The following is a 25,358-nucleotide window of genomic DNA, read 5'->3' on the forward strand; positions in this document are numbered from 1 at the left end:
GCGGCCATATCGCGTTCCCCCTTCTTGCATGTCAGGACTGCTTGTCGCGACGGTCCGCGAAAGAAGCCGACATCATGAGAGCCGCGGCAGCGAGAACCAGGAGCGGGCCGCCGGCTATCCGTAGCGGCAGGAGTTCGTCCGCTGCCGGTCCGGTGAACGTCCACCCCACGGCTCCGAGGACCAGGACCGTGGCCGTGCCGAGGACCACGGCCCGCCGGTCCCGGAGGCAGGCCCATTCGCGGCGGGCGCTTCCCGGTTCCCTGAGTTCGTGGACGGCGGTGCGGATGACCAGGAGCGCCACGATCACGGCCGCGCCCAAGAGAGCGGTCGGGGCCTCTGCCACGGTCACCGGACGGTTCCCGGAGCGCCTGTCCGGTAGATGTCGGGGATGCCGTCGGCATCGTCGTCGCGTTCCTCTTCCTCGTACAGCCGCTTGTAGATGCGGTTGCGGCGACGCAGGAGTACGGCGGCGAGGGCGGCCGCGGTGAGGGAGCCGACGAGGACCGCGGCCTTGACGTGCTCGGCCTCGGCCGCGGCCGGGAAGGCGAGTTCGCCGATGAGGAGGGCGACAGTGAACCCGATCCCGGCGAGGGCGGCGAGACCGAGGACGTCCGCCCAGGCGAGGTCAGGATTGAGCTGGGCGCGGGTGAAGCGCGCGGCCAGGTAGGTGCCGAGGAAGACGCCCAGGATCTTGCCCGCGACCAGACCGACGAGGACGGCGAGCGGCTCCGGGTCGGTGAAGACGTGGGTCAAGGCCGCTCCGGACACGCTCACCCCGGCGGCGAAGAGCGCGAAGAGCGGGACGGCGACTCCTGCGGAGAAGGGGTGGACCAGGTGCGAGACGCGGGCCGCCGGACTGCGCTCCTCGTCCTTGTCGCGGGTGGTGCGCAGGATCAGGCCCATGGCGACGCCGGCGACGGTGGCGTGGACGCCGGAGTTGTACATCAGCGCCCAGGTCGCGAGACCGAGCGGCACGTACCACCACCATCCGCGCACACGGAGGCGCTGGAGGGCGTAGAAGACGGCCAGACCTCCGAACGCCCCACCGAGCGCCCAGAAGTTGAGGTCGGAGGTGAAGAAGACAGCGATGATGAGGATGGCACCGAGGTCGTCGACGACCGCGAGGGTGAGCAGGAACGCCCTTAGCGCGGAAGGCAGATGGGTGCTGATGACCGCGAGGACCGCGAGGGCGAAGGCGATGTCGGTGGCCATCGGTACGGCCCAGCCGTCGAGGCTTCCGCCGCCCGCCGCCGCGGTGAGGGCGTAGAGCGCGGCGGGCACGGCCATCCCGCAGAACGCCGCGACCACGGGCAGCGCTGCCGTCGCGGGCGTGCGGAGCTCGCCGACGACGAGTTCACGTTTCAGCTCGATGCCCGCGACGAGGAAGAAGACGGCGAGCAGACCGTCGGCTGTCCAGTGGCCGACCGACAGGTCCAGCCCGAGGGCGGGTATACCGAAGTGGAAGTCGCGGACGCTCGCGTACGCCTCACTCCAGGGGCTGTTGGCCCAGACCAGGGCGACGACGGCTGCGGCGAGCAGAACGAGACCGCCGACCGTCTCGGTGCGCAGCGCCTCGGTGATCGCTTGTCGTTCGGGCCAGGGCAGCAGTCCGAAGACGACTTTACGCTGGCGCGTCTGGGACATGGGAATTCCCTCCCGGGGGGGGGTCGGTGGATGGGCACACGGCCCCTCGGACGCCGACCAGACTTCCCGGCACACCAGCGTCATCCTGACGCGTTCTTTACACCCTATCGGGCGTCGGGGGGCCTCGCCAGGGCGTCTCCCGGCTGTCGAGACGGGGTGAAGGGCCCTGCTTCTCACCAAGGCGCGAGGTGAGGGCAGGGCCCTTCGGGAGCCGGGCCGCCGGGGGCGGTCAGACGGTGGTCTTCACCGGCTCCTGGTCGGGGTCGGTCTCGCCGTCGGTGTCGAGACCCGCGTCGCGCTTCTTGACGAAGGCGAGGAAGGTGTTCAGCTCGCGCTTGACGACGGGGGCGAGGAGGTAGAGGCCGATGATGTTGATGACGGCGAGCATGAAGAGCACCGCGTCGGCCATGTCGATCAGCGTCTGCAGGGTGAGCAGGGAGCCCGCGACCGCGAAGAGGGTGTAGAGGACCTTGAAGGTCAGCTCACTGGTCCTGCTGCGGCCGAACAGGTGCGTCCACGCCTTCATGCAGTAGTAGCCCCAGGTCAGCACCGTGGAGATCGCGAACAGCATCACCGCGACGGTGAGGATGTACGGGAACCAGGGCATGACCGTGCCGAAGGCGTCGGAGGTGATGGTGACGCCTCCGATGGACTCGCCGCCGTCACGGAGCTCGACATAGCTGGCGGGGTTGGCGATGACGATGGTCAGGGCGGTCATGGTGCAGATGACGACCGTGTCGATGAACGGCTCCAGGAGCGCGACCAGGCCCTCGCTCGCGGGGTGCTTGGTCTTCACCGCGGAGTGGGCGATCGGGGCGGAGCCCAGACCGGCCTCGTTGGAGAACGCGGCCCGCTTGAAGCCGATGATCAGCGCGCCCAGGACACCGCCGGCGACACCCTCGGGGTTGAAGGCTCCCTCGATGATCGTGGAGACCGCGGAGGGCACGGCGGAGGCGTTGACGGCGATGACGACGAGGCAGGCGGCGATGTAGATGCCGGCCATCGCGGGGACCAGCTTGCTGGTGACGGAGGCGATGGAGCGGATGCCGCCGAGGAGCACGATGCCGACGAGGGCCGCGATCAGGATGCCGAAGAACAGCGCGCCGGCCGAGGAGCCCAGGGCGCCGTTCTCGCCACCGGTGACGGAGACGAGCTGCGCGTAGGACTGGTTGACCTGGAAGAGGTTGCCGCCGAAGAGGCCGAAGAAAAGGATCATGAAGGAGGCGAGGACGGCGAGGACCTTGCCGAGCGTCTTGCCGTTCTTGCCGAAGCGTTCGGCCAGGCCCTTGGGCAGGTAGTGCATGGGGCCGCCGGAGACGGTGCCGTCGGCGTGCACCTCGCGGTACTTCACACCGAGGGTGACCTCGACGAACTTGGTGGCCATGCCGAGCAGGCCACACAGGATCATCCAGAACGTGGCGCCGGGGCCTCCGATGGAGACCGCGACGGCCACACCGGCGATGTTGCCGAGGCCGACGGTGCCGGAGACGGCGGCGGTCAGCGCCTGGAAGTGGTTGACCTCGCCGGCCGATCCCTTCTCGTCGTACTTTCCGCGCACCACGTCCACGGCGAGCCGGAACTTGCGCAGCTGGACGAAGCCGAACCAGCCGGTGAACACCAGACCGGCGACGACGAGCCAGGCGACGATCAGGGGCAGCTCGGTGCCACCGACGGGCACGGAGTAGAAGACGATCTCGCCGAGCCAAGTGGCTATCGGCTCGAAGAAGCCGCTGACCGCCTCGTCGACGGACTGGGTGAAGGAATCGAGTGACACGGTGGGGACCTCGGAAGCGCAGGACCGGCGAGCGGGAGGCAGCGCCGGTGGGGGTGCGGTCTTTGAGCGAACGCCGTTGTCCGGTCGGCGACCCGGGGAATCGACGTCCGCGGACTCGGAGCGTGATCACCTCGGTCGTTCTGCCGGGAGCTGCCCGGCATCCCGCAGGGAGGGCGAAGGGTGGTGCCACCTGCGGAGTTGCGCATTCTTACCACGACACCCCGACAGTGCAGCGTGACGCACATCACATCACGGACGGTGATCTTCGAAAACCCCAGGAGCCGTGACGCGACCGTTATCCGGACAGGCAAGTCCGTTCACCGTGCACTTATTTCCGCTGATCAGGAGCCTGCCGCAAATTGCTCCTGTCCCTCGACGGCCGAGGCGGTCGGCTCAATCCGCGCCGCGCCAGGGGTGCGGGCATGCCCTGGCTTCCGCTACTCCTCGTCGCACCCCTGACCCTCGTCGTCCTCCGGGACGTCTTCCATGCCCTCGGGAACCCCACCCGCCATGACGGTCCGAGCAGTCAGGTGAGGACGGACGGCTGTCGGCACGCCTCGACCAGGTCCGCGCGGCCGACGCGCCGGCCACGGCCCTGGCCCGAGCTCTCGTGAGACCTGACCACCCGCGCCCAGGGCCCGGTGACCGGAGAGCAGCCCCCCTGTCTTCCCGGCGCTCAGCCCCTCTCCCGTGCCTGCGTCAGGTCTGGCGGCGCGCCGGGGCGGGGGCGTCATCGGACCGTGACGCGTGACGTCCCGCCGGACGCGCAAGGAGGTGGCGCGGATCGGTGGCGCGGGTGATCGCCGTCTCGACGGCGGTGATGCGGTCGGCGAGCAGACCGAGGGCGACGACCGCCCGGCCGAGCGGGTCGTCTCCGGAGCCGCCGAGCGTCTGGGTGCGTGCGTAAGCGGCGGTCACCTCGGCCCAGCGCTCGGCCTGCACCGGGGTGAGAGTGCCACGCAGCGCCGCGAGTTTGAGGAGGTTTGCCTCGGCCTCGGTGGTAAGGGTCTGGGCCTCGGCCGTGTAGTGGTCGTCGATCACGGCGGCGAGTTCGGCGTCGTTCATCGCGGACGTGATGCGGGCAGCGATCTTGTTCATGGTGCGGTACGAGCCCTGGAGCCGGAAGGGCGGCTCGGTGCGGGCCGCGTCGGCGCGGGCGGCCGAGGCGATGTACTCCTCGTTGACGGCGAGGACGGTCTCGCGGGCGGTGAGGAGGTGCCGGAGGACGGCGAGGATCCGGTCGAGCTCGGCCGGGACGTAGGGATGGGCGAGGCGGTCGCGGCGTGCCGTCGGGTCGCCGACCGCCAGCCGGGTCAGCAGCTCCAGGTCGGAGCGTTCACGGCCGGCGAGGGGCGCGAGGACCGGGTGGGATGTGAGGGCGTTCTCCACGAAGCTGAGAGCGAAGGCTTCCTCCTTGCCGGTCAGCACCTCTCCGAGGTTCCACACGTCGGCCCGATTGGCGAGCATGTCCGGGACACGGAAGGCGTGCCCCGACTCGGTGTACGGGTTGCCGGCCATGCACACCGCGAAGCGCTTGCCCCGCAGGTCGTGCCCGTTCAGGGTCCGCGTGGCGTCGCAGAGCGAGATGAACTTCTGCAGGAACTCCGGCGAGGTGTGCTGGATGTCGTCGACGTACAGCAGGACGTTGTTGCCCGCTGCCAGGGCGAAGGCGATCTTCTCCACCTCCCTGCGCGCGGTGGCGTCGGGTGCTTCGGCAGGGTCGAGGGAGGTCGTGCGCTGCCCGAGGGCGGGGCCGTCGACCTTGATCAGGAGCAGGCCGAGGCGCTCGGCGACGTATTCGATCAGCGTGGTCTTGCCGTAGCCGGGCGGAGAGAGGAGCAGGAGCAGCCCCTGGGAGTCGCTGCGCTTGGCGTTCCCCGCGGCGCCGAGCTGCTTGGCGAGGTTGTCCCCGATCAGCGGGAGGTAGACGTCGTCGACGAGCCGGTTGCGAACGAAGGACGACATCACCCGGGGGCGGTACTCGTCCACGCGGAGCCGGGCGTGCTCGGCGGCGACGAGGGCCGCCCGCTGCCGCTGGTAGGCACGGAAGGCCGGCACGCTCACCTCGGCGAAGGCCCGTGTCCTGTCCAGGAACTCGTCCAGCCGCAGTTCCAGGGCGCGCCCCTCCACCCGGGGATGGCTGCCCAGCAGACCGGTGACCGTCGCCGCCATCGGGGCAGCCACCTCGTACCGGTCGAGGCCTGGACACAGCTCGACCGCGACGGCCTCGGCGACCACGTCCCCGTCGGGCAGTTCCCCCGAGGCCGAGGCGTAGGCAGTGAGCCAGGCCTCGACGAGCTGGCGCCGTGCACTCTGCTCCGTGAGTGCGGCGAGGGCATCGTCGTACGCGGAGGCACCAACTGCGCGGCGGAACTTGTCCAGGAGTGTCCGCGCCGCGCTGGAAACGGCGAAGCCCGGCACGCCGGAGGCCAGTTCCTCGACCAGGTACGCGGCGGCCGTCGGGTCGCCGATCTCCTCGGCCAGCTCCCGTCGCAGGCCGTCGACGGCGGACTCCGCACCGAAGAGGTCGCGGGCCCGGGTCAGCGCGACCGCCCGGCAGGTCCACTGGTCACGGGCGTCGGCGGTGGCGGTGTGGCCCCAGAAGATCTGGGCGGCCGCGCGTGCCGGGGCCGGGTACCTGAGCAGTCCGACCCTTCCGTGCAGCCGCAGGACGACCTCCAGGATCGCCGCCGCGTCGTGGTCGTGGACACCGCGCTCGTACCCCTCGTCGTACGCGGCCTCGGCGACCCTCCGCGTGAGTGCGCCAAGGTCCGCGCCGGCCAGGCCGTCCGCTCCGTTCTCGGCCAACAGGCGCGCGGCAAGGTATTCGGCACGGTAGACCTGCGGCGACTCGGAGGGCAGGGTCCGGTCCCAGAACGGCCGGGTCGCAGCGAAGTCCGGGTCGGTGACGGGCGCGCGGTAGTCGGTACCGGTCAGGGCGAGGGCGAGAGTGTCCTCGTACGGGACGAGGGTCAGTTCGGGTGTCTGCCGGTTGACGGCGAAGCGGTGCCGGCCGAGGCGGATGGTGTCGCCGCCGTCGGAGAACAGCTCGGTGCGGTCCCGCAGCGCCCGCCCAGCCTCCTGACGGGCCGCGCCAAGCCGGCCCTCCAGCTCCTCCGCCCGTACCTGGTCGCCCAGTTCCCGCAGCTCGGAGCCGGTGCGCCGGACCTTGGCGACCATGGGGTCGGAGGCGAAGTAGGTGTGTACCTCGTCCAGATCGGCCAGGGTCGAGGCTCGCCGGGCGATCGCCTCCAGTACCCGGTCAGCCGACCTGGCGAGCTGCTCCGCGCGGCGAGCGCGGGCGTCCTGGAGGGACTGCTTGCGCACCGTGAAGGCGTCGTGGACCTCAGTGCGCCTCTCGGCGATGTCAGCGAGGAAACCGTCGTGCTCGGCGAAGCGGGACTCCAGGTTCTCCAGCTGGAGCAGGAGTCGGCCGAGTTGGTCGTCGCAGCGGTCGGGGGTTTCGGCGGCTGCCAGCGCACCCGTGACGGCCTGGCCGAGCAGGGCGAGCTCGGCGGCGAACTCCGCCCGGCCCTCCTTGTCCAGGAGCTCGGCGCGGCGGGCGGCAAGGAGGGCGCGGGCGCGGTTCAGCGCGCTCAGGACGTCGGCGATGCGCTCCAGGATCGACGTGCGTACGGTGGCGTCGCCTATGTCGAGTCCGGCGATGATCTCGCTGAGGGTCCGCAGACCGGCCGTGTGCGCGTCGAGCCGCTTGCCGATCGGGGCCGCGCCCGCGACCGTGGTGATGGCGCCGGCCTCCTCCTCCAGCCGTTCCGCGTCGGAGTGGTGGGCGGTGAAGGCGTCCGCGCGCTGGAGGTGGGCGACGGCCCGCCGGGCGGCCGCGGTGATGTCGGCCTCGACGTCACCGGCGAGGGTGTCGATGCCGGCCGTGTCGGCGTACCGCATCTCCTTCAGGGTCACCAAGTGCCCTTGCGCCTGGCGAAGTTCGGTGATCCGGGAGATCCAGTCCTCGGCCGTGGCCGGCGCCTCACCCCGAACACGCCGGACCAGCCCGCTGATCCGTCGGGCCGACTCCGCCAGTGCCTCCGCAGCCTGCCGGGAGAGGGTCGTCACGGTCTCGAACTCGTCGAGGACCTGCGCGAGCGTGCCCCGGATCCCGGTCAGCGGAGCGCCCAGGTCTCCGACTTCCGGTTCTCCGAGCCAGTGGTGGACGTCCCCCGCACGCTCACACGCGGCGGCGAGTGCTTCGTACACCTCGCCGGCCGGTGTGAGCTCGGTCGCCTGCCGGGCGATCGCCAGACAGTCGGCGATCCCCCGGACGAGGTCCACGTTGCCGATGCGGGCCAGCGGACCATCCCCCACGGACGTCACGCAGGTGTCGGCCGTGTACGGCGTCCGCCACATCTGCATCGGGTGTACCCGGCCGGGCTCCGCGGAATCGCCGCGGAGCACGGCCATCGTCCCGTCGTCGAGCAGCGCGTAGCCACGGCACGCGAGCGGGTTCGCGATCTCCTTGCGGATCAGGTTGTACGGGAGGAGCAGGCTGCGGCCCTCGGTCCGGGTGCGGAAGACGAAGAGGAAGTCCCCCCCGTCGGGCGAGCGGACCACCCGGTCGAAGGTCAGCCCCGACGCGCCGGTGTCGAAGGTCTTCACGGCGCCGGAGGCCAGACAGTAGCCGCCCGGGAACACGATCCCCTCGTCCTCGGGCAGCCGCAGACACGACTGACCGATGCCGTCGAGCCTGACCACGCTCCCGGTCAGTGCGTTGAACACGAGGTGACGGGGGGCCTCCTCCTTGTACGGGCGAACACGCACGAGAGTCAGGGCGCCCACCACCGCGTAGGCCACCTCGGCGTCGGCCAGCGACTGCAACGGCTCGTCGACCGGCTCCGTGTGGACGCCCTCGGTCGTCTCGGTGTCGTTCTCCGTCTTGACCGTCAACGCCCCGCCGACCGTGGAGACGAAGACCCGGCCGTCGAGCGCGATATGCGGGTGGCGGCCCAGGACGTGGTCGTCGCGGGTCGTCGCCACCCAGTCGACGTCGTGGGCGGGCGGAAAGACGTGGTCGCGCTCGCCCTGGGCGTCGAGGAACCGCGGCCCTCCGGCCGGATCGACGGACCAGCGCAGGACACGGAGGTCGTCGTCCTGCTCCCCGGTCCGGAAGACGGCGAGGAGCCGGCCCTCCACCCGGCACAGCCGCAGCAGCCGCGCACCCCGGAAGTAGCGGTGCAGCGCGGCAAACTCCCGCACGAAGCCGGGGTCGTCCAGCAGACCGGGCACCGCGTCCTGGGGCAGCGCGTTCAGGTCGCGGTCGTAGAGGGTGAAGACATCGGCGACCGCCGTCTCGGAAGATCCCGTAGACGGCGTGTGGGAGCCGAGGAGCAGCAGGTCGTCGCCGACGGCGACGACGTCCCGGGGGACGCAGGCGCGCTCGGTGCGCACCCGGCCGGTGCCGTTCAGGCCGAGCTCGCCGGAACCGAAGGCCGCGATCCGGGCCTCGTTGAGGGCCACGGCACGCCTGCCCAGCTCCGCCGCCTGCCCGGCGAGCCGGTCCCGGAGTACCGCGTACGTGTCCTGGTCGATTCCCGCGCTCATCCCGTCCCGCTCCTTGTGACGTGGTGGATACGGGGTCCGGTGCCGGCCACTCCCCCGTTCGCCGGCACCGGACCCTCTGTGACCGCTCCCCCCGGGCGGTCAGCTCTTGGCGGCGCCGTTCAGCGCGGCGGTCTCGGCCGGGGCCTCGGTGGCCGGGCCGGGGACGTGCGCGTCGAGGACACCGGACTTCATGACCTTCGCCAGCAGCGCGGAGACGCTGAGGTTCTGCACGTCGCCGCTGGAGAGCGAGCCGAGCACCCGGGTGAGGTCCTCGGTGAAGGAACCCTCGCCGTTGAGCCACGGGCCGGCCAGCGTCTGCGCGGTCCGGGAGTGGTCCATGAAGCCGTCGACGGACTTCCCGAGCGCGATGGACTGCACGAGCCGGTCGAGGAAGACCGACTCCCCGCCGACGATGTTGATGTCGGCGTTCTCCAGACCGGTGGCGAGCACGGTGGCCTGCGCCTCGGCCACCTGGCGCTGCACGTCGAGGCCGGCGAGCCGGACCTCCTTCTCCACCTCCAGGCGGAGCCGGTACTCCTCGTGGGTGCGGGAGGCCTCGTCGAACGCGGCGACGGCGATCGCCTTCTGATTGAGCCCCTCGGCCTCCGCCTTGAGCTTCTCGCCGATCGCCGTGGCCTCGGCAAGCGCCTTGGCCCGCAGTCCCTCGGCCTCGGCCCGCAGTCGCGCCTCGGTGGCCTCGGCCTCCGCGCGGCCCGTCTTCTCGATCGCGTCGGCCTCCTTCTCGCGCACCTGCGCGGCTGCGAGGCCTTCGGCGGCCGCCTCGGCCTGCACTCCCTCGGCGAGGCGGATCTTGGCGCGGGCGTCCATGTCGGCGGCCTTGTTACGGGCTTCGGCCAGGGTGAGCTGCTCGGCGGCCCGGTGCACGGCGGCCTGCTCGGCGGCCTCGGCCGCCTTGATGTCCTTGACCAGCTTCTCCTGTGCCTCGGCCTCGGCCGCGATGACGACGGCCTGCCGGGTGCGCTCGGCCTCCTCGACCGTCCGCAGCCGCTTGATCGACTCCTCCTGCTCGGCGACCGTACGGTCCACCGCGATCCGCTCGCGGATCACCTCGGCGATGTCCCGGCGCTCCGACTCCACCTCCTTCTCGGCGGAGATGCGGGTCAGTTCGGTCTCCCGGTCGCGGGCGATGACTTCGAGGAGGCGGTCCTTCTCGATCCGCTCGTTCTCCACGGCGATGACCCGCTCGCGGTTCTTCTGCGCCACCGCCACCTCGCGGGCCTGGTTCTCCCGCTGGATCCCGAGCTGCTCCTCCGTCTTCAGGAAGGCGCTCTGGGCCCGCAGCCGCTCCTCCTCCACGACCCGCGCGGTCTCGGCCTCCTCACGCGCCCGTACGGTGTCGATCTCGCGCTTCTGCTTGATCTCCGCGTCGGCCTGGCGCCGCTCCAGCTCCAGGATCGCTTCGCGGGCGTCGACGTTCTGCCGGGTGATCTCCTTCTGCTCGTGCTGACGGAACTCGTTCGTCCGGACGTTCTCGACGGCGGTCAGCTCGGTGATCTTGCGGATGCCCTGGGCGTCGAGGATGTTGCCGGGGTCGAGCTGGGCGAGCGGCGTCTGCTCCAGGTAGTCGATGGCCGCGTCCTCCAGGCTGTAGCCGTTGAGGTCGATGCCGATGATCTCGATGATCCGGAAGCGGAGCTCCTCGCGCTTGGTGTAGAGGTCGGTGAAGTCGAGCTGCTTGCCGACGGTCTTCAGCGCCTCGGAGAACTTGGCGTTGAACAGCTCCTGCAGCGTCTCCTTGTCGCTCGCCCGCGCCGTGCCGATCGCTTGCGCGACCTTGATGACGTCATCGACGGTCTTGTTGACCCTCACGAAGAACGAGATCCGGATGTCGGCACGGATGTTGTCCCGGCAGATCAGCCCGTCCCGGCCGGTGCGGGAGATCTCTATCGTCTTCACCGAGATGTCCATGACCTCGGCCTTGTGCAGGACGGGGAGAACGACCTGACCGGTGAAAGTGACGTCGACCTTCCGCATCTTCGAGACGATCAGCGCCTTGCCCTGTTCCACCTTGCGGAACAGCCGGCTGATCACGAACAGCAGGACGACGGCGAAGAGCAGGACAACGGCGACGAGCACGCCGATGCCCACGGTGAAGGCATCCATGAGAAACCCCGTGTCGATGGAAGTGATGGGGAGCCGCAGGCTCGGGTGGTGTTACGGGAGGGTGGCGGCGGACCGTCGGGACGGTCCGGGTTCATCGGGGAACAGCTTCGCCAGGGGACGTACGAGGCGTCGGGTCACCCACCAGGCGGCAGCGGGAGCGAGCACCATGAGGGCGAGCGAGAGCAGGGAGGACGAGGAACGCGACAGATCGGCGAGGTCGCGCAGCAGGGCTCCGGTGAGACTCAGGAGCCAGCCGGCCAAGAGGAACACGGACGCCGCCACGGAGACGGGAACCCGGCCCAGGCGCAGCGCCTGGGTGTCCACGTCGGAGTCGAAGGCGCCGAGCCCTACGACACCGCAGAACACCAGCAGCCAGAACCCCACGGCAGCGACGACGGCCACGCTGAACAGCAGCACGGGGAAGCCGAAGGCGGCGCTCAGAAGCTCGTCCATGGCTGTCCCCCCTCAGACGATGTTTTCTGTCTCCCGGCATCGGGGCGACGTCGATGTCCTGCCGCAGCACCATTCTGAGGCATCGGCAATCCCTTCGGCATTGCCGTAACCAGGCAAACTTTGACGCCTCCTTGATGCCGGTGAGCAGCCCCTGCCGAACGACGTGCCACTCTTGTCCCCACGCGTCAGGAACTCGTCAAGGACGCGTCAGGAATGCCGGGAGGGGCAGTGACGGAGCTGGAGACGGCCATGGAGTATCTGGAGGGGTACGCCGAGGTCCTGGCGGGCGTGTGTGCGACCCGCCGCAGGCTCACCCGTGAGGAACGGGAGGCGCTGCGATCCCGTGGGGAGCGTGCGGCGGAGGCCGGCATCGGGCTGCGCGCCCTCGTCCGGGCCCACCTCGCCGAGGCTCAACGGGTCCACTCTGGTCTGCAGGTGGCAACTGCGGATCACCTCCTGAGCGCGGTCGAGCAGGCCGTCGACGCCTTCGCCGAAGGACATGAGCGGGCGCAGCACCTGTTGATGCGTCAGGAGGAGGCTGCGAGACGTGAGTTCATCGACGACCTGCTCTACGGCCGCAGCGATCTCGGCCGGATAGCCGAGCGCGCCGAGCGCTTCGGACTGCTCCTGTCCCACGCCCACGCCGTGGCCGTCGCCCAGGGCCCGGAACCGTACAGCGACGGCTACGCGGTGACCCGTAGCGTCGAATCGTCGCTCGTCGCCCGCTTCGGCAACCGCCGGATCCTGCTCACCACCAAGGACGGGCGGCTGATCTGCGTCGCGCCCGCCGACGAAACCGAAGTACTCGCCCACTTCGCCAAACAGGCCCACGCGGCGACCGACGGCGGTCAGGTCGCCGTCGGCAGAGCGCATCCCGGCACCAGCGGCGTCGTCCACTCCTACGAGGAAGCCCTCAACGCCCTCGACCTCGCCGCCCGCATGGACCTGGACGACCCAGTCCTGTACGCCGCGGACCTACTCGTCTACCCGGTCCTCACCCGTGACCGGCAGGCCATGGCCGATCTCGTCCAGACCGTCCTCGGCCCGCTCCACCAGGCCCGCGGCGGCGCGAAGCCCCTGCTCGACACCCTCACGGCATACTTCGACACGGGCTGCGTCACCGCGCAGGCGGCCCGTCGCCTCAGCCTCAGCGTGCGGGCCATGACGTACCGCCTCGACCGCATCCACCGTCTGACAGGGTCGGATCCCGGCGATCCCGTCCAGCGCTACACGCTCCAGACGGCCGTCGTCGGCGCCCGTCTCCTGGACTGGCCCGACCAGGCGCTGTGACCCCGAAAGGGTGGGCACAAGGCAGGGCGGGCACACTCTGAGTTCCCGGAGACATCCGCGCAGCCCGAGGCCGCCCGATCCGTCCGCCGCAGCCGTCGGGTCGTGGCCGCCGTGGTGCTGTCCGTCATCACGGTGCCGGCGTTGATTCTCACGGCTGTTCTGGGTGCCCCGCCCGATCCGCCCGCGGGGGAAGACGGGTCACCCGCGTCACGCCCTGCCGGGTCAGCCGACGTCCCGGCGGTTGAAGCGCATGACGCCTACGGCCAGGACAGCGACGGCGGTGACGGCGAGGACCGCTCCGTCGCCCCATGGGAAGCCGTTCTTCAGCGGCTCACCGCCGATGTAGTAGTGGAACGGGGACGCGTAGGCGAGCCAGTCCGCGCCGATCTGACTGGCGAGCGCGTGGGCGGTGTACGAGAGCACGCCGATGATCGCGGTTGCGGCCAGGGCGACAGTCCTGCGGCCGAGGGCGGCGCCGAGGCCGAGGGCGAGGGCCCCGAAGGTGACGGCGAGAAGCGCCAAATTGACGCATTGGGCGAGGAACTCGGCGGGGGTGACGCCGGTGAGCCCGGCGCTCTCGCGGACGGCCAGCATGGCCAGCCAGACGAGGAGTGAGATTCCGCCCGCTCCCACGGTCAGCGCGGCGAACCGCTGCAGAGCGAGGCTGGTGCGCGTCACGGGATGGGCCAGGAGCAGGTCGAGCCGGCCGGACTCCTCGTCCCCGGCGAGGGCGCGGGAGCCGGTGGTGACCCCGTAGATCATGGCGAGCAGCGGCAGGATGACGCCGAAGACGCTGGCGTGCAGGTAGCCGGCCGCTGTGGCGTCGATGTGCAGCGCCTCACGGAGCGCTTCGGGGAGGTTCGCGGTGTTGTCCCGTTGGGAGGGGTAGGCGCTCGCGTACGTCATGCCGACGGCGGCTGTGCCGAGCGCCCAGCCGGCGAGTGCGCGGTGGCTGTCGGTGAGCGACTTCGTGAAGACGGCGGTGTTCATGGTGGGCCTTTCCGGTGTCGCGCGGACGGCTCAGGCCGCGGTGGAAGGAGAGGTTCGGGGAGCCGCTTCCGCACCGGCGTAGTAGGAGTGGAAGACCTCCTCGAGGGCGGGCTCGGTCGCGCGCAGGCCGGTCACCGGATACCCGGCGAGAGTCTTGATCAGGGCGTCGGGGCTGCCGATCACCTGGCCGCTCAGGGTGGTGCGGGTGGTGTCGAGGCGCAGCCGGTCGGCACCGGGCAGGTCGGCGAACGCGTGCGGAGGCACCGGCGTCTCGAAGGTGACCTCGACGTCCCTGACCGCGCCGGCCCGCAGATGGGCCACGGTGCCGAGGGCGGCGAGTCGACCGTCGCGGATGATGCCGACCCGGTCGGCGACCGCTTCGACCTCGCTCATCACATGGCTGGACATGAAGACCGTCCGGCCGTCCGCCGCCGTCTCGCCGACCAGGTCGAGGAAGGTCTGCTGCACCAGGGGGTCGAGTCCTGAGGTCGGCTCGTCCAGGACGAGCAGCTCGGGCCGGTGCATGAACGCCTGGACGAGGCCGACCTTCTGCCGGTTGCCTTTGGACAGCTTCCGGATCCGGGTGCTCTGGTCCAGTCCGAGACGGTCGGCGAGATCGTCGATGTGCTGCTGTGGCACACCGCCGCGCAGTGCGCCGAGGAAGCGGAGGTAGCCGCGGACGTTCTGGCGTCCGTCGCAGACGAAGTCGCCCGCGAGGTAACCCACTCTGCCGCGCAGTTCCGTTCCCTGGGCACGCGGCGACAACCCGAGCACCGTGGCCGTGCCGCCGGTGGGCCGGATCAGGTCCAGCAGGAGCCGGATGGTCGTCGACTTGCCCGCACCATTGGGGCCGAGGAAGCCGAAGACCTCGCCGGTCCGCACTTCGAGCGTCAGGCCGGCCAGGCCCCGTCGGGCCCCGTATCGCTTGGTGAGCTCGTGGAGCTCGATCGCGTTCTCCATAGCTCCGAACATATCGAGTGTTCAGAGATCTGTAAATGGTCTGAGTGTTGCAAGAGCTGGCTATGCTGAGGCGGCGGCGTCAAGGAGGAAGCATGGACGAGAAGGACGTACGGCTGCGCGAGGCGGCCGAGAAGCTCGCGCTCACCCTCTCCCAGGGCGGGATGCAGAAGACCACGGCCCGCGTGATGACCGCGCTGCTGTTCAGTCAGGACGACACCATGACGGCCGCGGACCTCTGCGAGGTCCTGCAGATCAGCTCGGGCGCGGTCTCCGGCGCCGTCAAGCAGCTCATCCCTACCGGCATCATCGAACGTGTCCCCGCCCCGGGCAGCCGTCGGGATCACTACCGGTTCCGCGAGCACGCCTGGGCCACTCTGATGGGCAGCCAGAACGTGCTCCTGGCCACCATGGGGGACGCTGCGGCCGAGGGCATCAAGGCGGCGGGGCGGGAAAGCACCGCCGGACGGCGGCTCGACGAGATGGAGGACTTCTACGCCTTCATGCAGAGGGAGATGGCCGCCCTGATCGACACCTGGCGGGAACGGTACGACGCGCGGCATCCGGGCACCTGAAGACCAGGACGCGCTCGCAGTGGCCCCGTGGCGTGGCGACATCCGGCAGGCGTGACCACAGCTCCGTACGCTTGGCCTCGACCGAAGGAGAGAGCCGTATGCGGTGGCCCGTGCGACGCGAACGGCACACCGGACCGTCCGCTCCGCTTCTGGCCGGCGGCTCGGTGCTCACAGCCGCCGGGAGCGTGATGTACCTCTTGCCTCAGCTGCAGTCTCCGTTGTGCGGAATCGGCGCGCTGGCGCTCGCGTTCACCGCTGCCGTAGTGGTGTCCGCCAGGGCGCGGCATTGAGCGGCCGGGGCCTCCGCGGAGGCTCACCGTGACGACCAGCCGCTCGGCGAATCAGCCGCGTCTCCGTCGTGAGGGCTCCGCCAGGAAGTCGTAGAGGGCCACGAGGACGATCGAGCACCCGATCAGTCCCAGCGCGATGTAGAAGCACGCTTTCGGTACACCTTCGGTCGCCCCGGCCAGCCGTGCCACCTCGCTGGTCGGCACAGCCCCGTACACCAGGACGCCTGCGGCACCGAGCAGGCGGGTGGGCGCGCCCGTCCGGGCAAGCCTGCTCGGCCTCCAGCCCCGGAGAACGGCGATGCTCGGTGCCAGGAGCAGCGCCGCACCGCCGGCCAGCAGGGTCCAGCTCACCCAGGCACTCATGCGAGAGCGCCGGCGTCGTCCGGGCGGGAAGAACGGGCCAGGTGGCGGCGGGGCTCGAACAGGCTGATCGCCACCGTGGCCACGTAGAGGGGAAGGGCGAGTGTCTCGGCGACAGTGGTGGTTCCGGTGCCCCGGCTGAGAATGGCCGCGAGCCCGGCGCACAGCAGCAGCCCGGGCAGGGCCCGTCGCCAGCGTGGTAGCTGACGGATCCGCCAGACCCGGACGCTGAGCACGGTGTTGAGCGTGAGGAAGGCGAGCGCCCACAGGGCGAGCAGGACAGAGGTGAGGGGCATGGCCGGGGGCTCCAGGGCAGGCGGAAGACTGTGCCGACCAGGCTTCCCGGCTCACCCATGGCTGATTCCAGTGGTCAGGGCAGTTCGGTGAAGGTCTCCACGGCGCTGGTCTTGCCGGTGACGACGATGATGTCGCCCTTTTCGACGACCGTGTCGGCGGTGGCGTAGGTGAAGTCCTCGCCGGGGCGCTTGATGCCGACGACGGTGATGCCGTACTCACTGCGCACTCTGGACTGGCTCAGGGGCTGTCCCGTGGCGGCCTTGGGGGCGACGGTCTTGACGAGGGCGTAGTCGTCGTCGAATTCGATGAAGTCGAGCATGCGGCCTGTGACGAGGTGGGCGACACGTTCGCCCATCTCGTGCTCGGGGAGCACGACGTGGTGGACGCCGAGGCGTTCGAGGATCTTGCCGTGCTGGCGGCTGATGGCCTTGGCCCAGATGTTGGGGACGCCCGCTTCGAGCAGGTTGGAGCTGATGAGGATGCTCGCCTCGATGTCGCTGCCGATGCCCACGACGGCGCTGGAGAAGTCGTGGACGCCGAGCTGATTCAGGACGTCGGGATCGGTGCAGTCCGCCGTGGCGGCGTGGGTGAGGCTGTCGCTGTACTTCTGGACCAGTCGGGCGTCGGTGTCGATGCCCAGGACGTCCCAGCCCCGGCGCATCAGCTCGTTGGCCAGCGAGCTTCCGAAGCGCCCGAGACCGATGACGGCGACGCGCTGGTCGCCCGCGGGCCGGTGCTGTTCGGTGAGCCGCTGGCGGCGCCGCTTGCGCAGGTTGTGGAGGTAGTTAGCCAATGACGGGTCGCTCCTCGGGCAGTTCGTAGCGTCGTGTGCGTTCGCGCAGCGCGAGCGCGGAGACCAGGGTGATGGGGCCGATGCGTCCGATGAACATCAGGACGACGAGGATGAGTTGTCCCACGGCCGGCAGGTCGGCGGTGATGCCGGTGGACAGGCCGACCGTAGCGAAGGCGGACACGACCTCGAACAGCACGGCTTCGAAGGACGCCCTGCTCACCGAGAGCAGCGCGAGGGTGGCGCTCATGACCAGCCCCACGCCGAGGAGCGCCACCGTCAGGGCCTGGCGCAGCACGTGCGGGGCGAGGCGGCGGCCGAGGACGACGGAGTTCGGCTCGCCGCGTACTTCGGCGAGGATCGCGGCGGCCAGGACGGCGAAGGTGGTGACCTTGATGCCGCCGGCGGTTCCCGCGCTGCCGCCGCCGATGAACATCAGCATGCACGTCATCAGGAGGGTGGAGGCATGCATGGCGCCGATGTCGAGGGAGTTGAAGCCCGCGGTGCGGCTCATCGCGGAATGGAAGAAGCTGTTGAGGAACTTGCCCCGGACGTCGTGCGCGCCGAGCGTGGCCGGGTTGGTCCATTCCATCAGGCCCGTGAGCACCGTGCCGACCACCAGCAGCACCACGGTGGTGATGACCGTGAGCCTGGTGTGCAGCGTCCAGTTCTTCCGGCCGGAGGTGCGGGCGCGGTTGCGGTGGCGCAGCATCTCCAGCAGGACCGGGAAGCCGATGCCGCCCAGGATGACGGCGATGGCGATCGGCAGGGTGACCCACGGGTCCTGGGCGTAGCGGGTGAGGCTGTCGGCGTGCAGGCCGAAGCCCGCATTGTTGAAGGCGGACACGGCGTGGAAGAAGCCGAGATAGGCGGCCTCTCCGAAGCCGGAGCCGTATCCGAAGCGGAACCGCAGCGCCAGGAAGGCACCCACGGCGAGCTCGACCATCAGCGTGGTGCCGGCGACGCCGAGCAGCACGCGGCGTACGTCCCCGATGCCCAGGCTCTTCGTCTCCGCCTGCGCCGTCAGCTGCATCCGCAGCCGCAGCCGGCCCGAGACCAGCAGGGCGAGGAGGGAGGCCATCGTCATGATGCCGAAGCCGCCGACCTGGATCAGTGCCAGGATGACGCCTTCGCCGAAGCCGCTCCAGCACGTACCCGTGTCCACGACCGCGAGACCGGTCACGCAGACGGCGGAGGTCGAGGTGAACAGTGCGGTCAGAACGCTGGGGGCGCCACCGTCCTGTGCTGCGAGCGGGAGCATCAACAGGACCGTGCCCAGCACCACGACACCGGCGAAGGCGAGGACGACGGTACGGGCGGGGTGCGCCGAGAAGAACGAGCGCGCACGGTGCCGTGCGACGGTGACCACGGTTCCGACGCCCCTCTCCAGCGGATACGCCACATCTCTCGTGGCGACGACGCGTCAGCGACGCGTCAAGAACGGCCGTCACCCTACCCGTGCCTCCGGTGCCAGGACGGCATGCCGCCCTACGATGCGGCCATGCCGTCGTCGATCTACCGCAGTCAGGCCGCGCGGGCACGCGTTCGGGACTGGTGCGAGGATCGCCTCGCCGCCTGGCCGGTACCCCACAGCCGAAGGCAGGTCGAGACGTCCGCCGGCCCGACGAGCGTGGTCCGGACAGAGCCCGGCCCAGGGACGGGGCGAACGGCGATCGTCCTGATACCCGGGACCAACATGACCGCGGCCGTGTCCCTGGGCTTCGCGGAAGCACTGTCCCGGGTCGCGCCCCTGATCGTCCTCGACGTGCCGGGCCAGCCCGGCCTCAGCTCCGGCGAGCGCCCGCGCCGGAACCGCATGGACTGGTACGGGCGGTGGCTCACCGAGACCATGGCACAGGTAACGCCCGAACCGGCTGTGGTCGTAGGGCATTCGCTCGGCGGCGCGATCGCCCTCGCCTCCGGGTCCCCTCTGATCTCCGGTCGTGTGCTCGTGTCGACCGCCGGACTGGTGCGGCTGCGCGTCGGCGCTTCTGTGCTGGGCGCGACCGTGCCATGGCTGCTCCGCCCCTCTGTGCCGCGAGCCGAGCGGCTTGTACGGCGGATGTTGTCGCCCGGTGCGCCGGTATCGGACGAGCTCAGCCGATGGATGGCGTTGGTGGGCGCTTCCTGCCGCAGCAGCCTCGCTCCCGCCCCCTTGCCGTCCACCGTCCTGACGCGCGCCCGGAACGTGCCGAGCATGGTGGTGGCGGGATCACACGACGTCTTCCTGCCCCCGGCCCGTCTGGGCCCCGCGGCCGAGCAGCGGCTGGGCACCGCCCTGCGCGTTCTCGACGGCGCCGGACATCTCCTCCCGGAGGAGTCCCCCGAGCGCGTCGCCGCCCTCGTAGCCGAGTTCACGGACGCGTGCGGACGGCATTAAGAACGCATAAAGGCTGCCGGAATCCGGCAATGACCAACTGCGCTCTTCCGTGAAACCATCCCTGGACAACGGGAGATGCAAGGCACGGGGCAGGTGGCGTACATGGGATGGTTTCTTGGTCTCGGCATCGCGGGTCTCGTGCTGCTCGTCCTGTCCCTGGTCTTCGACGGGGTCCTTGAGGGGGTCCTCGACTCGATCGGCGGGGGCCTTGACGGGATTCTGTCGTTGCCGGTGATCGCCGGATTCGTGTCCACGCTCGGATTCACGGGCGCCATCACGATGGGCGCCGCCGGTACGGGGGCGGGGGCCGCCACCGGTGCGGGCGTGGTCGCGGGGGGCGTCGTGGGGTGGGGGACCTGGCGGTTCAGCCGGGCGCTGCTCCGCGACGGCGTCCCGCCCGCACCGCGCGGCGAGGACCTGACCGGCACGAGCGGTTCGGTGGTGACGGCGATCCCGGCGGGCGGTTACGGCGAGGTCCTGTTGTATCTCGCGGGCCAGCCGGTGAAGTACGCGGCGAAGTCCGCGACTCCCGTCACGCGGGGCACCGAGGTGTGGGTGGAGTGCGTGCTCTCATCGACAGCCGTCTCCGTCCGCCCGGTCGAGCACTGATCGGGCGCCGCGTTCTGTCCTTTTCATTCTGATCGAAGGGGGTTTCTTCATGAGCCCTGTCCTCACCGCTGTGGTGGGCATCGTCGTCCTCGTCGTGCTCCTCGGCCTCACCGTCATCACCCGCTACAAGGTCGCCGGGCCCAGCGAGGCGTTCATCATCACGGGCCGGCGCGGCAAGCAGGCGACCGATCCCGCCACCGGGCGCGTGTTCACCGACAACAGCGGCCAGAAGGTCGTGGTCGGCGGCGGAGTCTTCGTCGTGCCGTTCGTGCAGCAGAAGTTCACCCTCGACCTCTCCAGCCGGCACATCCCGGTCGCGGTGCGCGGCGCGGTCACCCTGCGCGGCGTGAAGGCCAACCTGGAAGGTGTCGCGATCGTCAAGGTCGGCGGCACCGAGGACTCGATCCGGGCGGCCGCCCAGCGGTTCCTCATGCAGCAGGACGGCATCGTCGGCTTCACCCAGGAAGTGCTGTCCGGCGCGCTGCGGTCCATCGTCGGCCGCATGTCGGTCGAGGACATCATCCGGGACCGCGCCGCCTTCGCCGGCCAGGTCGCCGAGGAGGCGGAGGCCAGCCTGTCCGGCCAGGGCCTGGTCCTCGACGCGTTCCAGATCCAGGACATCACCACCGAGGGCTCCTACCTGGAGGACCTCGGGCGCCCCGAGGCCGCCCGCGCCAAACAGGAGGCGGACATCGCCGAGGCCGTCGCCCGACGCGCCGCCGAGCAGGCCCGGCTGAAGGCGGAGGAGGAGATCGCGATCGCGCAGCGGACCCTCTACCTCAAGCAGGCCGAGATCAAGGCCCAGACCGACGAGGCCGCCGCCCAGGCCAACGCCGCAGGCCCGCTCGCCGAAGCCGACCGCCAGCAGCAGATCCTCACCGAACAGGAGAAGGTCGCCGAACGCCAGGCCGCCCTCACCGACCGTCAGCTCGACACCCAGGTCCGCAAGCCCGCAGACGCCGCCCGCTACCAGGCCGAGCAGGAGGCCGAGGCCCGCCGCATCGCCCTGGTCAAGCAGGCGGAGGCCGACGCGCAGCGCTCCCGGCTCACCGGTGAGGGCGAGAAGGCCCACCGGGCCGCGCTCGCCGACGCCGTACGCATCGAGGGCGAGGCGCAGGCCGCGGCCATCGCCGCGCGGGGCTCCGCGGAGGCCGAGGCGATGCGGAAAAAGGCGGACGCCTTCGCGCAGTACGGGGACGCGGCCGTCCTCCAGATGCTCGTCGAGGTCCTTCCGCAGGTCGTCGCCAAGGCGTCCGAGCCGCTGTCCGCCATCGACAAGATGACCGTCATCTCCACCGACGGCGCCAGCCAGCTGACCCGTACCGTCACCGACAACGTCGCCCAGGGCATGGAACTCCTCTCCTCCACCACCGGAGTCGACCTCGCGTCCCTGCTCCAGGGCATCACCCAGAAGAAGCCGGTCCCCGGTCCGGCCCAGCCCGTGCCGACCGGCGACGGCGCCATCGAGATCACCGACTAGGACGAGAGCAGGGGGACGTGGTGAGAAGCAGCTTCACGATGCACGCAGGGGCGCAACTCGCCCTCCCCCTCGCGGGACTTCTCGCCGCCGTCCTCGCCGCCGTCCCGTTCCTGCCCCCGTTCGCCAACGAGTGGCTCCTTCTCGGGATCGGCATCGCCCTGCTGGTGCCCCTCCATCTGGCGACGCTCGTCCGCGCCGTCGCCGTCGGACTCCGGGACATGCGCTTCGCGAGTAACAAGGCGAACCAGTGGCGTGCCCTGCGCGCCCTGCCCCGGCGAGTCCAGGCAGCGCTCGTGGGTGCGGGTCTCACCGGGGCGTTCCTGGTCACTGGAGTGTTCTGGGACGACTCGGGGCTCCAACGCGTCGAGTCCGTCCGGGGCCACTACTCCGCGATCGACACCTCCGACCCCGACCGCGGGCGCGTCTCGATCAGCAGGAGCCAGTACGAGGAGCTGCGCAAGGACGAGCAGCGAATCGCGTTCGCGGCGTTCGGGCTCTTCGCGGCGGGCGGTGGCGGCCTGACGCTCCTGTTCGGCAAGCTGGACTCCTGGGCCGACCGGCCATGATGCCCGACCCCCGCCACGGCAAGCCCTACGGCGCTCGCAGGCGCCGGGCACAGGACATCCTCGTCGGTCTCGCCGGGCTCATCGCCCTCCTCGCCGGTGGCGCCCTGCTGGTCGTCACGCTCCCACGAGCCCTCGCAGAGGAAAGGGACTTCCTCTCGGCATCCGCGTGCCAGGAGGCACCGTCCGAGGAGTGCCTGCGCTCGGCCTGGTTCACTGTCGATGCCGTCCACGTACAGCGCGGCAAGCAGGCGGATGGCTGGGTGCGCGTCTCCGGGCCCGAAGAGGGCGCCGTCCGGGCGCGGTTCAGCGGACTCGGGGAGTTCCTGGAGAACGTGCGACCCGGCGATCACGTCGCGGGGACGATCTGGCGTGGCGAGATCGTCGTGCTGTCGAACGGCTCTGCCGGACAGAGAACGGTTTCCCACCCGGTCGGAGACTCTCTCTTCACCGCCGGAACCGGAATCCTGCTCGCCCTGGGCGGCGCGTTCGTCACCTACGTCTCGTGGTTCTGGCTTCACACTCACGCGTGTTCCGCCCGCCCGCACCGGACGGACCTCACCGCCGACGCCTCCGCGACGGCCGTCCTGGGCATGTACACCTTCGCGCTGATGATGGTCCTGTACGACAGAGACGGCAGCCTCGGCGTCTTCCTCGCGCTCTGGACTCCGGCCGCCATGGCAACCGGCGCCTTCCTCCGCCGCCGCTACCTGCGGCACCGCGCGCGACGATGAGCCGCCACTCGACACCCGACCACGACGGTCACGACGACCACGAGCAAGAACAACGGAGTACTGCCGTGCCCTCTCGAAACGCCGGAAGGGATTTCCTTGAGAGCCCCGGCGGGCTGGTCCTGTGCCTCGTGTGGCACGGCTGGACGGCCATGAGCAGCGTTACCCCGACCTGGGTGCGGATCGGCGCCGGCATCCTCGCGGTGGCGAGCCTTGTCCTGCTGGTTCGAACCCTGGCCTCGCGCCCCCGCACTCCGCGTCCGACACACGCCGAGGCCGCAGCGACCGACACTTGACCCGCCCGCACTCTCAGGCGGGTTCGTCTCCGACACCGGGGGAATCGTGATCGCGCTACCGCACCAGGACACCCGAGATCCACGCGACGGCGGCCACATGGTGGTCTGCGGCGACGACGGACTCGCGCACCGGCTCGCCGCCGAGCTGCGGGACGTCTACCGCCAGCGGGTCGTCCTCGTCGCTCCAGGAGACCTGGACGGGGAACCGGTGGGCGAACAGCCCACCGTGCTGTCCCGTGCCACGCGGCTGCTGCGGCCGTCTGGCGGTCCGGTCACCGAAGCCGTGACCGGCAGCGCGCCTCCGCCGCTGCGGGACGTCGTGGCATCGGCGCCCAGCGAGGAGACGCTGCTGCGGGCCCGTGTGGATCGGGCCACTGCCCTCGCCCTGCTCTACGAGGACGACGAGACGAACCTGCGCGCCGCGATCGCCGCCCGCCGCCTCAGCCCCGGGCTGCGACTCGTGGTCCGCATGTACAACCGCAAGCTCGGGCAGCACCTGGAGGAACTGCTCGACCAGGCCGCCCTCGTACACTCCCCCGGCATCGACCGAAGCGTCCTGGACGCCTCCACCACGGTCCTGTCCGACGCGGACACCGCGGCCCCCGCGCTCGCCGCCACCGCCATCGCCGGGACGAGCAAGGTCGTGCAGGCCGACGGCGTGCTCCTGCGCGCCGCCGAACGCACCCCGCCCGGACGCGGCGAGGTACCGGACCCCGGCCTGTGCACTCTCGCACTGCTCTCGTCCACCACCACCGACCCGGCAGGCACCGAGGGCTCGGAGGCCAGCGGCCCGCAGGGACCCCTCCTCCTGCCCGACGACCGAGCCGTGGCGGGCAGCAGCGGGCGAGGAAGTGTCGTACTCGAGACCGTCCGGTACGCCGGCCCCGCCCTGCCTTCGAGGCGCCTGGCCCGTCGCGGGGCACCACTGGGCGAGCTCTTCTCCAGCCGTCTGCGGTGGGCGCTCGCCGGTATCGCCGCCTCCGTGCTGAGTCTGACCCTCACCACCACCGTGCTCACCGACGCCGACCCCGTGCACGCCGCCTACATCACGCTGCTCGACCTGTTCTCCATCAACGACCCCGCGCTCGACGCGCCGGTCACCCACCAGGTCCTCCAGCTGCTGTCCGGCCTCGTCGGCCTGGCCCTGCTCCCTCTCCTCGTCGCCGGAGCACTGGAAGCACTGGGTACCTTCCGCGCCACGGGCGCGCTGCGGCGCCCGCCCCGCGGCCTGTCCGGCCATGTCGTCCTGCTCGGACTCGGCAAGATCGGCACCCGCGTCCTCGCCCGGCTTCGCGAGCTCGACATCCCCGTCGTCTGCGTCGAGGAGGACCCCGACGCCCGCGGCATCCCGCTCGCCCGCAGCCTCGGGATCCCCGTCGTCCTCGGCGACGTCACCGACGACGGCGTCCTGGAGGCCGCCAAGACCCACCGAGCACACGCCCTGCTCGCCCTCACCAGCTCCGACACCACCAACCTCGAAGCCGTCCTCTACGCCCGTACCGTCCAGGCCGACCTGCGCGTCGCCCTGCGCCTGTACGACGACGAGTTCGCCACCGCCGTCTACCGCACCCTGCGCACGGCCCACCCCGATGCCCTGACCCGCAGTCGCAGCGTCACCCACCTCGCCGCCCCCGCGTTCGCCGGCGCCATGATGGGCCGCCAGATCCTCGGCGCCATCCCCGTCGAACGCAAGGTCCTCCTCTTCGCCGCGCTCGTCGTCGCCGGACACCCCCAGCTCGAAGGACGCACCGTCACCGAGTCCTTCCGGCCGGGCGCCTGGCGGGTCCTCGCCCTCGACACAGCCGCCCCCACCACCCGCCGGCCCGACCTCGCCAACACCCACGACGACGGCGAACACCCCCGACTCCTGTGGGACCTCCACCCCGGCTACGTCCTGCGCCCCGACGACCGCGTCGTCATCGCCGCCACCCGCCGCGGCCTCGCCGAACTCCTTGCAGCCCCGTCACAGCCAACCGGCGAGCCGCGCACCGGGCGGTGACAGGCGTGGACCTCGTCGAGGGTCCAGCCGTCGGCGAGGGAGTCGACGAGGTGGCGGGGGAAGAAGTGCACGGCGAAGCCGCCGTGTTCGTTGATGTCGTCGCCGCGGGCTGTGCCGGCGCCGTAGTGGGCGTCGCCGGTGTGGCGGACGGTGTGGACGAAGGCCCCGCCGGGGCGCCTTACAGGGTCGCCGCAATCGTG

20 protein-coding genes are annotated in these 25,358 nt (G+C 70.7%); 8 read left to right on the plus strand and 12 right to left on the minus strand.

Annotated elements, in window-relative coordinates; all coding sequences use genetic code 11:
• Positions 1-31: 31 nt before the first annotated feature.
• From DEJ46_RS04440 to DEJ46_RS04465, 6 genes are all read right to left on the minus strand, one after another.
• Positions 32-349 carry a hypothetical protein gene (locus DEJ46_RS04440; RefSeq protein WP_150264266.1) on the minus strand — a complete coding sequence of 106 codons (318 nt, stop codon included), beginning with the start codon at positions 347-349 and terminating at the stop codon, positions 32-34.
• Positions 346-1,644: a Na+/H+ antiporter NhaA gene (nhaA, locus tag DEJ46_RS04445; RefSeq protein WP_150264267.1), complete on the minus strand. Its 1,299-nt coding sequence runs from the start codon at positions 1,642-1,644 to the stop codon at positions 346-348. Before nhaA ends, DEJ46_RS04440 begins: the two co-directional genes overlap by 4 nt.
• A 229-nt stretch (positions 1,645-1,873) precedes the next feature.
• On the minus strand, positions 1,874-3,418 hold the full coding sequence (locus DEJ46_RS04450) for an alanine/glycine:cation symporter family protein (protein WP_150264268.1): 1,545 nt from the start codon (positions 3,416-3,418) through the stop codon (positions 1,874-1,876).
• 699 nt (positions 3,419-4,117) lie between these two features.
• Entirely contained in the window at positions 4,118-8,974 is a 4,857-nt protein-coding gene (locus tag DEJ46_RS04455) for a DNA repair ATPase (RefSeq protein WP_150264269.1), read from the minus strand.
• Between the two features lie 99 nt (positions 8,975-9,073).
• On the minus strand, positions 9,074-11,098 hold the full coding sequence (locus tag DEJ46_RS04460; RefSeq protein ID WP_223834502.1) for a flotillin family protein: 2,025 nt from the start codon (positions 11,096-11,098) through the stop codon (positions 9,074-9,076).
• A gap of 51 nt (positions 11,099-11,149) precedes the next feature.
• Entirely contained in the window at positions 11,150-11,551 is a 402-nt protein-coding gene (locus DEJ46_RS04465; protein ID WP_150264270.1) for a hypothetical protein, read from the minus strand.
• Between the two features lie 249 nt (positions 11,552-11,800).
• Here DEJ46_RS04465 and DEJ46_RS04470 point away from each other — a divergent pair, with 249 nt between their 5' ends.
• On the plus strand, positions 11,801-12,841 hold the full coding sequence (locus DEJ46_RS04470; protein ID WP_223835436.1) for a PucR family transcriptional regulator: 1,041 nt from the start codon (positions 11,801-11,803) through the stop codon (positions 12,839-12,841).
• A 222-nt stretch (positions 12,842-13,063) separates the two neighbouring features.
• Here the strand turns inward: DEJ46_RS04470 and DEJ46_RS04475 are convergent, their stop codons facing one another.
• A complete protein-coding gene (locus DEJ46_RS04475) occupies positions 13,064-13,831 on the minus strand; it encodes an ABC transporter permease subunit (protein ID WP_150264272.1) in 768 nt (255 codons plus the stop codon).
• Positions 13,832-13,861: 30 nt separating this feature from the next.
• Positions 13,862-14,791 carry an ABC transporter ATP-binding protein gene (locus tag DEJ46_RS04480; protein ID WP_150264273.1) on the minus strand — a complete coding sequence of 310 codons (930 nt, stop codon included), beginning with the start codon at positions 14,789-14,791 and terminating at the stop codon, positions 13,862-13,864.
• A gap of 92 nt (positions 14,792-14,883) precedes the next feature.
• Here DEJ46_RS04480 and DEJ46_RS04485 point away from each other — a divergent pair, with 92 nt between their 5' ends.
• Positions 14,884-15,363: a GbsR/MarR family transcriptional regulator gene (locus tag DEJ46_RS04485; protein ID WP_150264274.1), complete on the plus strand. Its 480-nt coding sequence runs from the start codon at positions 14,884-14,886 to the stop codon at positions 15,361-15,363.
• 341 nt (positions 15,364-15,704) lie between these two features.
• Here DEJ46_RS04485 and DEJ46_RS04490 read toward each other — a convergent pair whose 3' ends face one another.
• From DEJ46_RS04490 to DEJ46_RS04505, 4 genes are all read right to left on the minus strand, one after another.
• A complete protein-coding gene (locus DEJ46_RS04490) occupies positions 15,705-16,004 on the minus strand; it encodes a hypothetical protein (RefSeq protein ID WP_150264275.1) in 300 nt (99 codons plus the stop codon).
• An 8-nt stretch (positions 16,005-16,012) separates the two neighbouring features.
• Positions 16,013-16,309: a hypothetical protein gene (locus DEJ46_RS04495; protein ID WP_150264276.1), complete on the minus strand. Its 297-nt coding sequence runs from the start codon at positions 16,307-16,309 to the stop codon at positions 16,013-16,015.
• A gap of 74 nt (positions 16,310-16,383) precedes the next feature.
• A complete protein-coding gene (locus DEJ46_RS04500) occupies positions 16,384-17,103 on the minus strand; it encodes a potassium channel family protein (protein ID WP_150264277.1) in 720 nt (239 codons plus the stop codon).
• Entirely contained in the window at positions 17,096-18,469 is a 1,374-nt protein-coding gene (locus DEJ46_RS04505) for a TrkH family potassium uptake protein (protein ID WP_150264278.1), read from the minus strand. The genes DEJ46_RS04500 and DEJ46_RS04505 overlap by 8 nt, the downstream gene beginning before the upstream one ends.
• Before the next feature lie 132 nt (positions 18,470-18,601).
• Between DEJ46_RS04505 and DEJ46_RS04510 the strand changes: the two genes are divergently transcribed.
• From DEJ46_RS04510 to DEJ46_RS04535, 6 genes are all read left to right on the plus strand, one after another.
• Positions 18,602-19,480: an alpha/beta fold hydrolase gene (locus tag DEJ46_RS04510; RefSeq protein WP_223834503.1), complete on the plus strand. Its 879-nt coding sequence runs from the start codon at positions 18,602-18,604 to the stop codon at positions 19,478-19,480.
• A gap of 102 nt (positions 19,481-19,582) precedes the next feature.
• Positions 19,583-20,089 carry a hypothetical protein gene (locus tag DEJ46_RS04515; RefSeq protein WP_150264280.1) on the plus strand — a complete coding sequence of 169 codons (507 nt, stop codon included), beginning with the start codon at positions 19,583-19,585 and terminating at the stop codon, positions 20,087-20,089.
• Between the two features lie 49 nt (positions 20,090-20,138).
• A complete protein-coding gene (locus DEJ46_RS04520) occupies positions 20,139-21,569 on the plus strand; it encodes a flotillin family protein (protein WP_150264281.1) in 1,431 nt (476 codons plus the stop codon).
• A 20-nt stretch (positions 21,570-21,589) separates the two neighbouring features.
• Entirely contained in the window at positions 21,590-22,135 is a 546-nt protein-coding gene (locus tag DEJ46_RS04525) for a hypothetical protein (RefSeq protein WP_150264282.1), read from the plus strand.
• Positions 22,132-22,866, plus strand: coding sequence for a hypothetical protein (locus tag DEJ46_RS04530; RefSeq protein WP_150264283.1), 735 nt, complete (start codon positions 22,132-22,134; stop codon positions 22,864-22,866). The genes DEJ46_RS04525 and DEJ46_RS04530 overlap by 4 nt, the downstream gene beginning before the upstream one ends.
• A gap of 390 nt (positions 22,867-23,256) precedes the next feature.
• Positions 23,257-25,158 (plus strand): NAD-binding protein, encoded by a 1,902-nt coding sequence (locus DEJ46_RS04535; RefSeq protein ID WP_150274092.1) that lies wholly within the window; start codon positions 23,257-23,259, stop codon positions 25,156-25,158.
• The last annotated feature ends 200 nt before the right edge of the window (positions 25,159-25,358 follow it).

The organism is Streptomyces venezuelae (genome assembly GCF_008642375.1).
GTDB lineage: Bacteria > Actinomycetota > Actinomycetes > Streptomycetales > Streptomycetaceae > Streptomyces > Streptomyces venezuelae_G.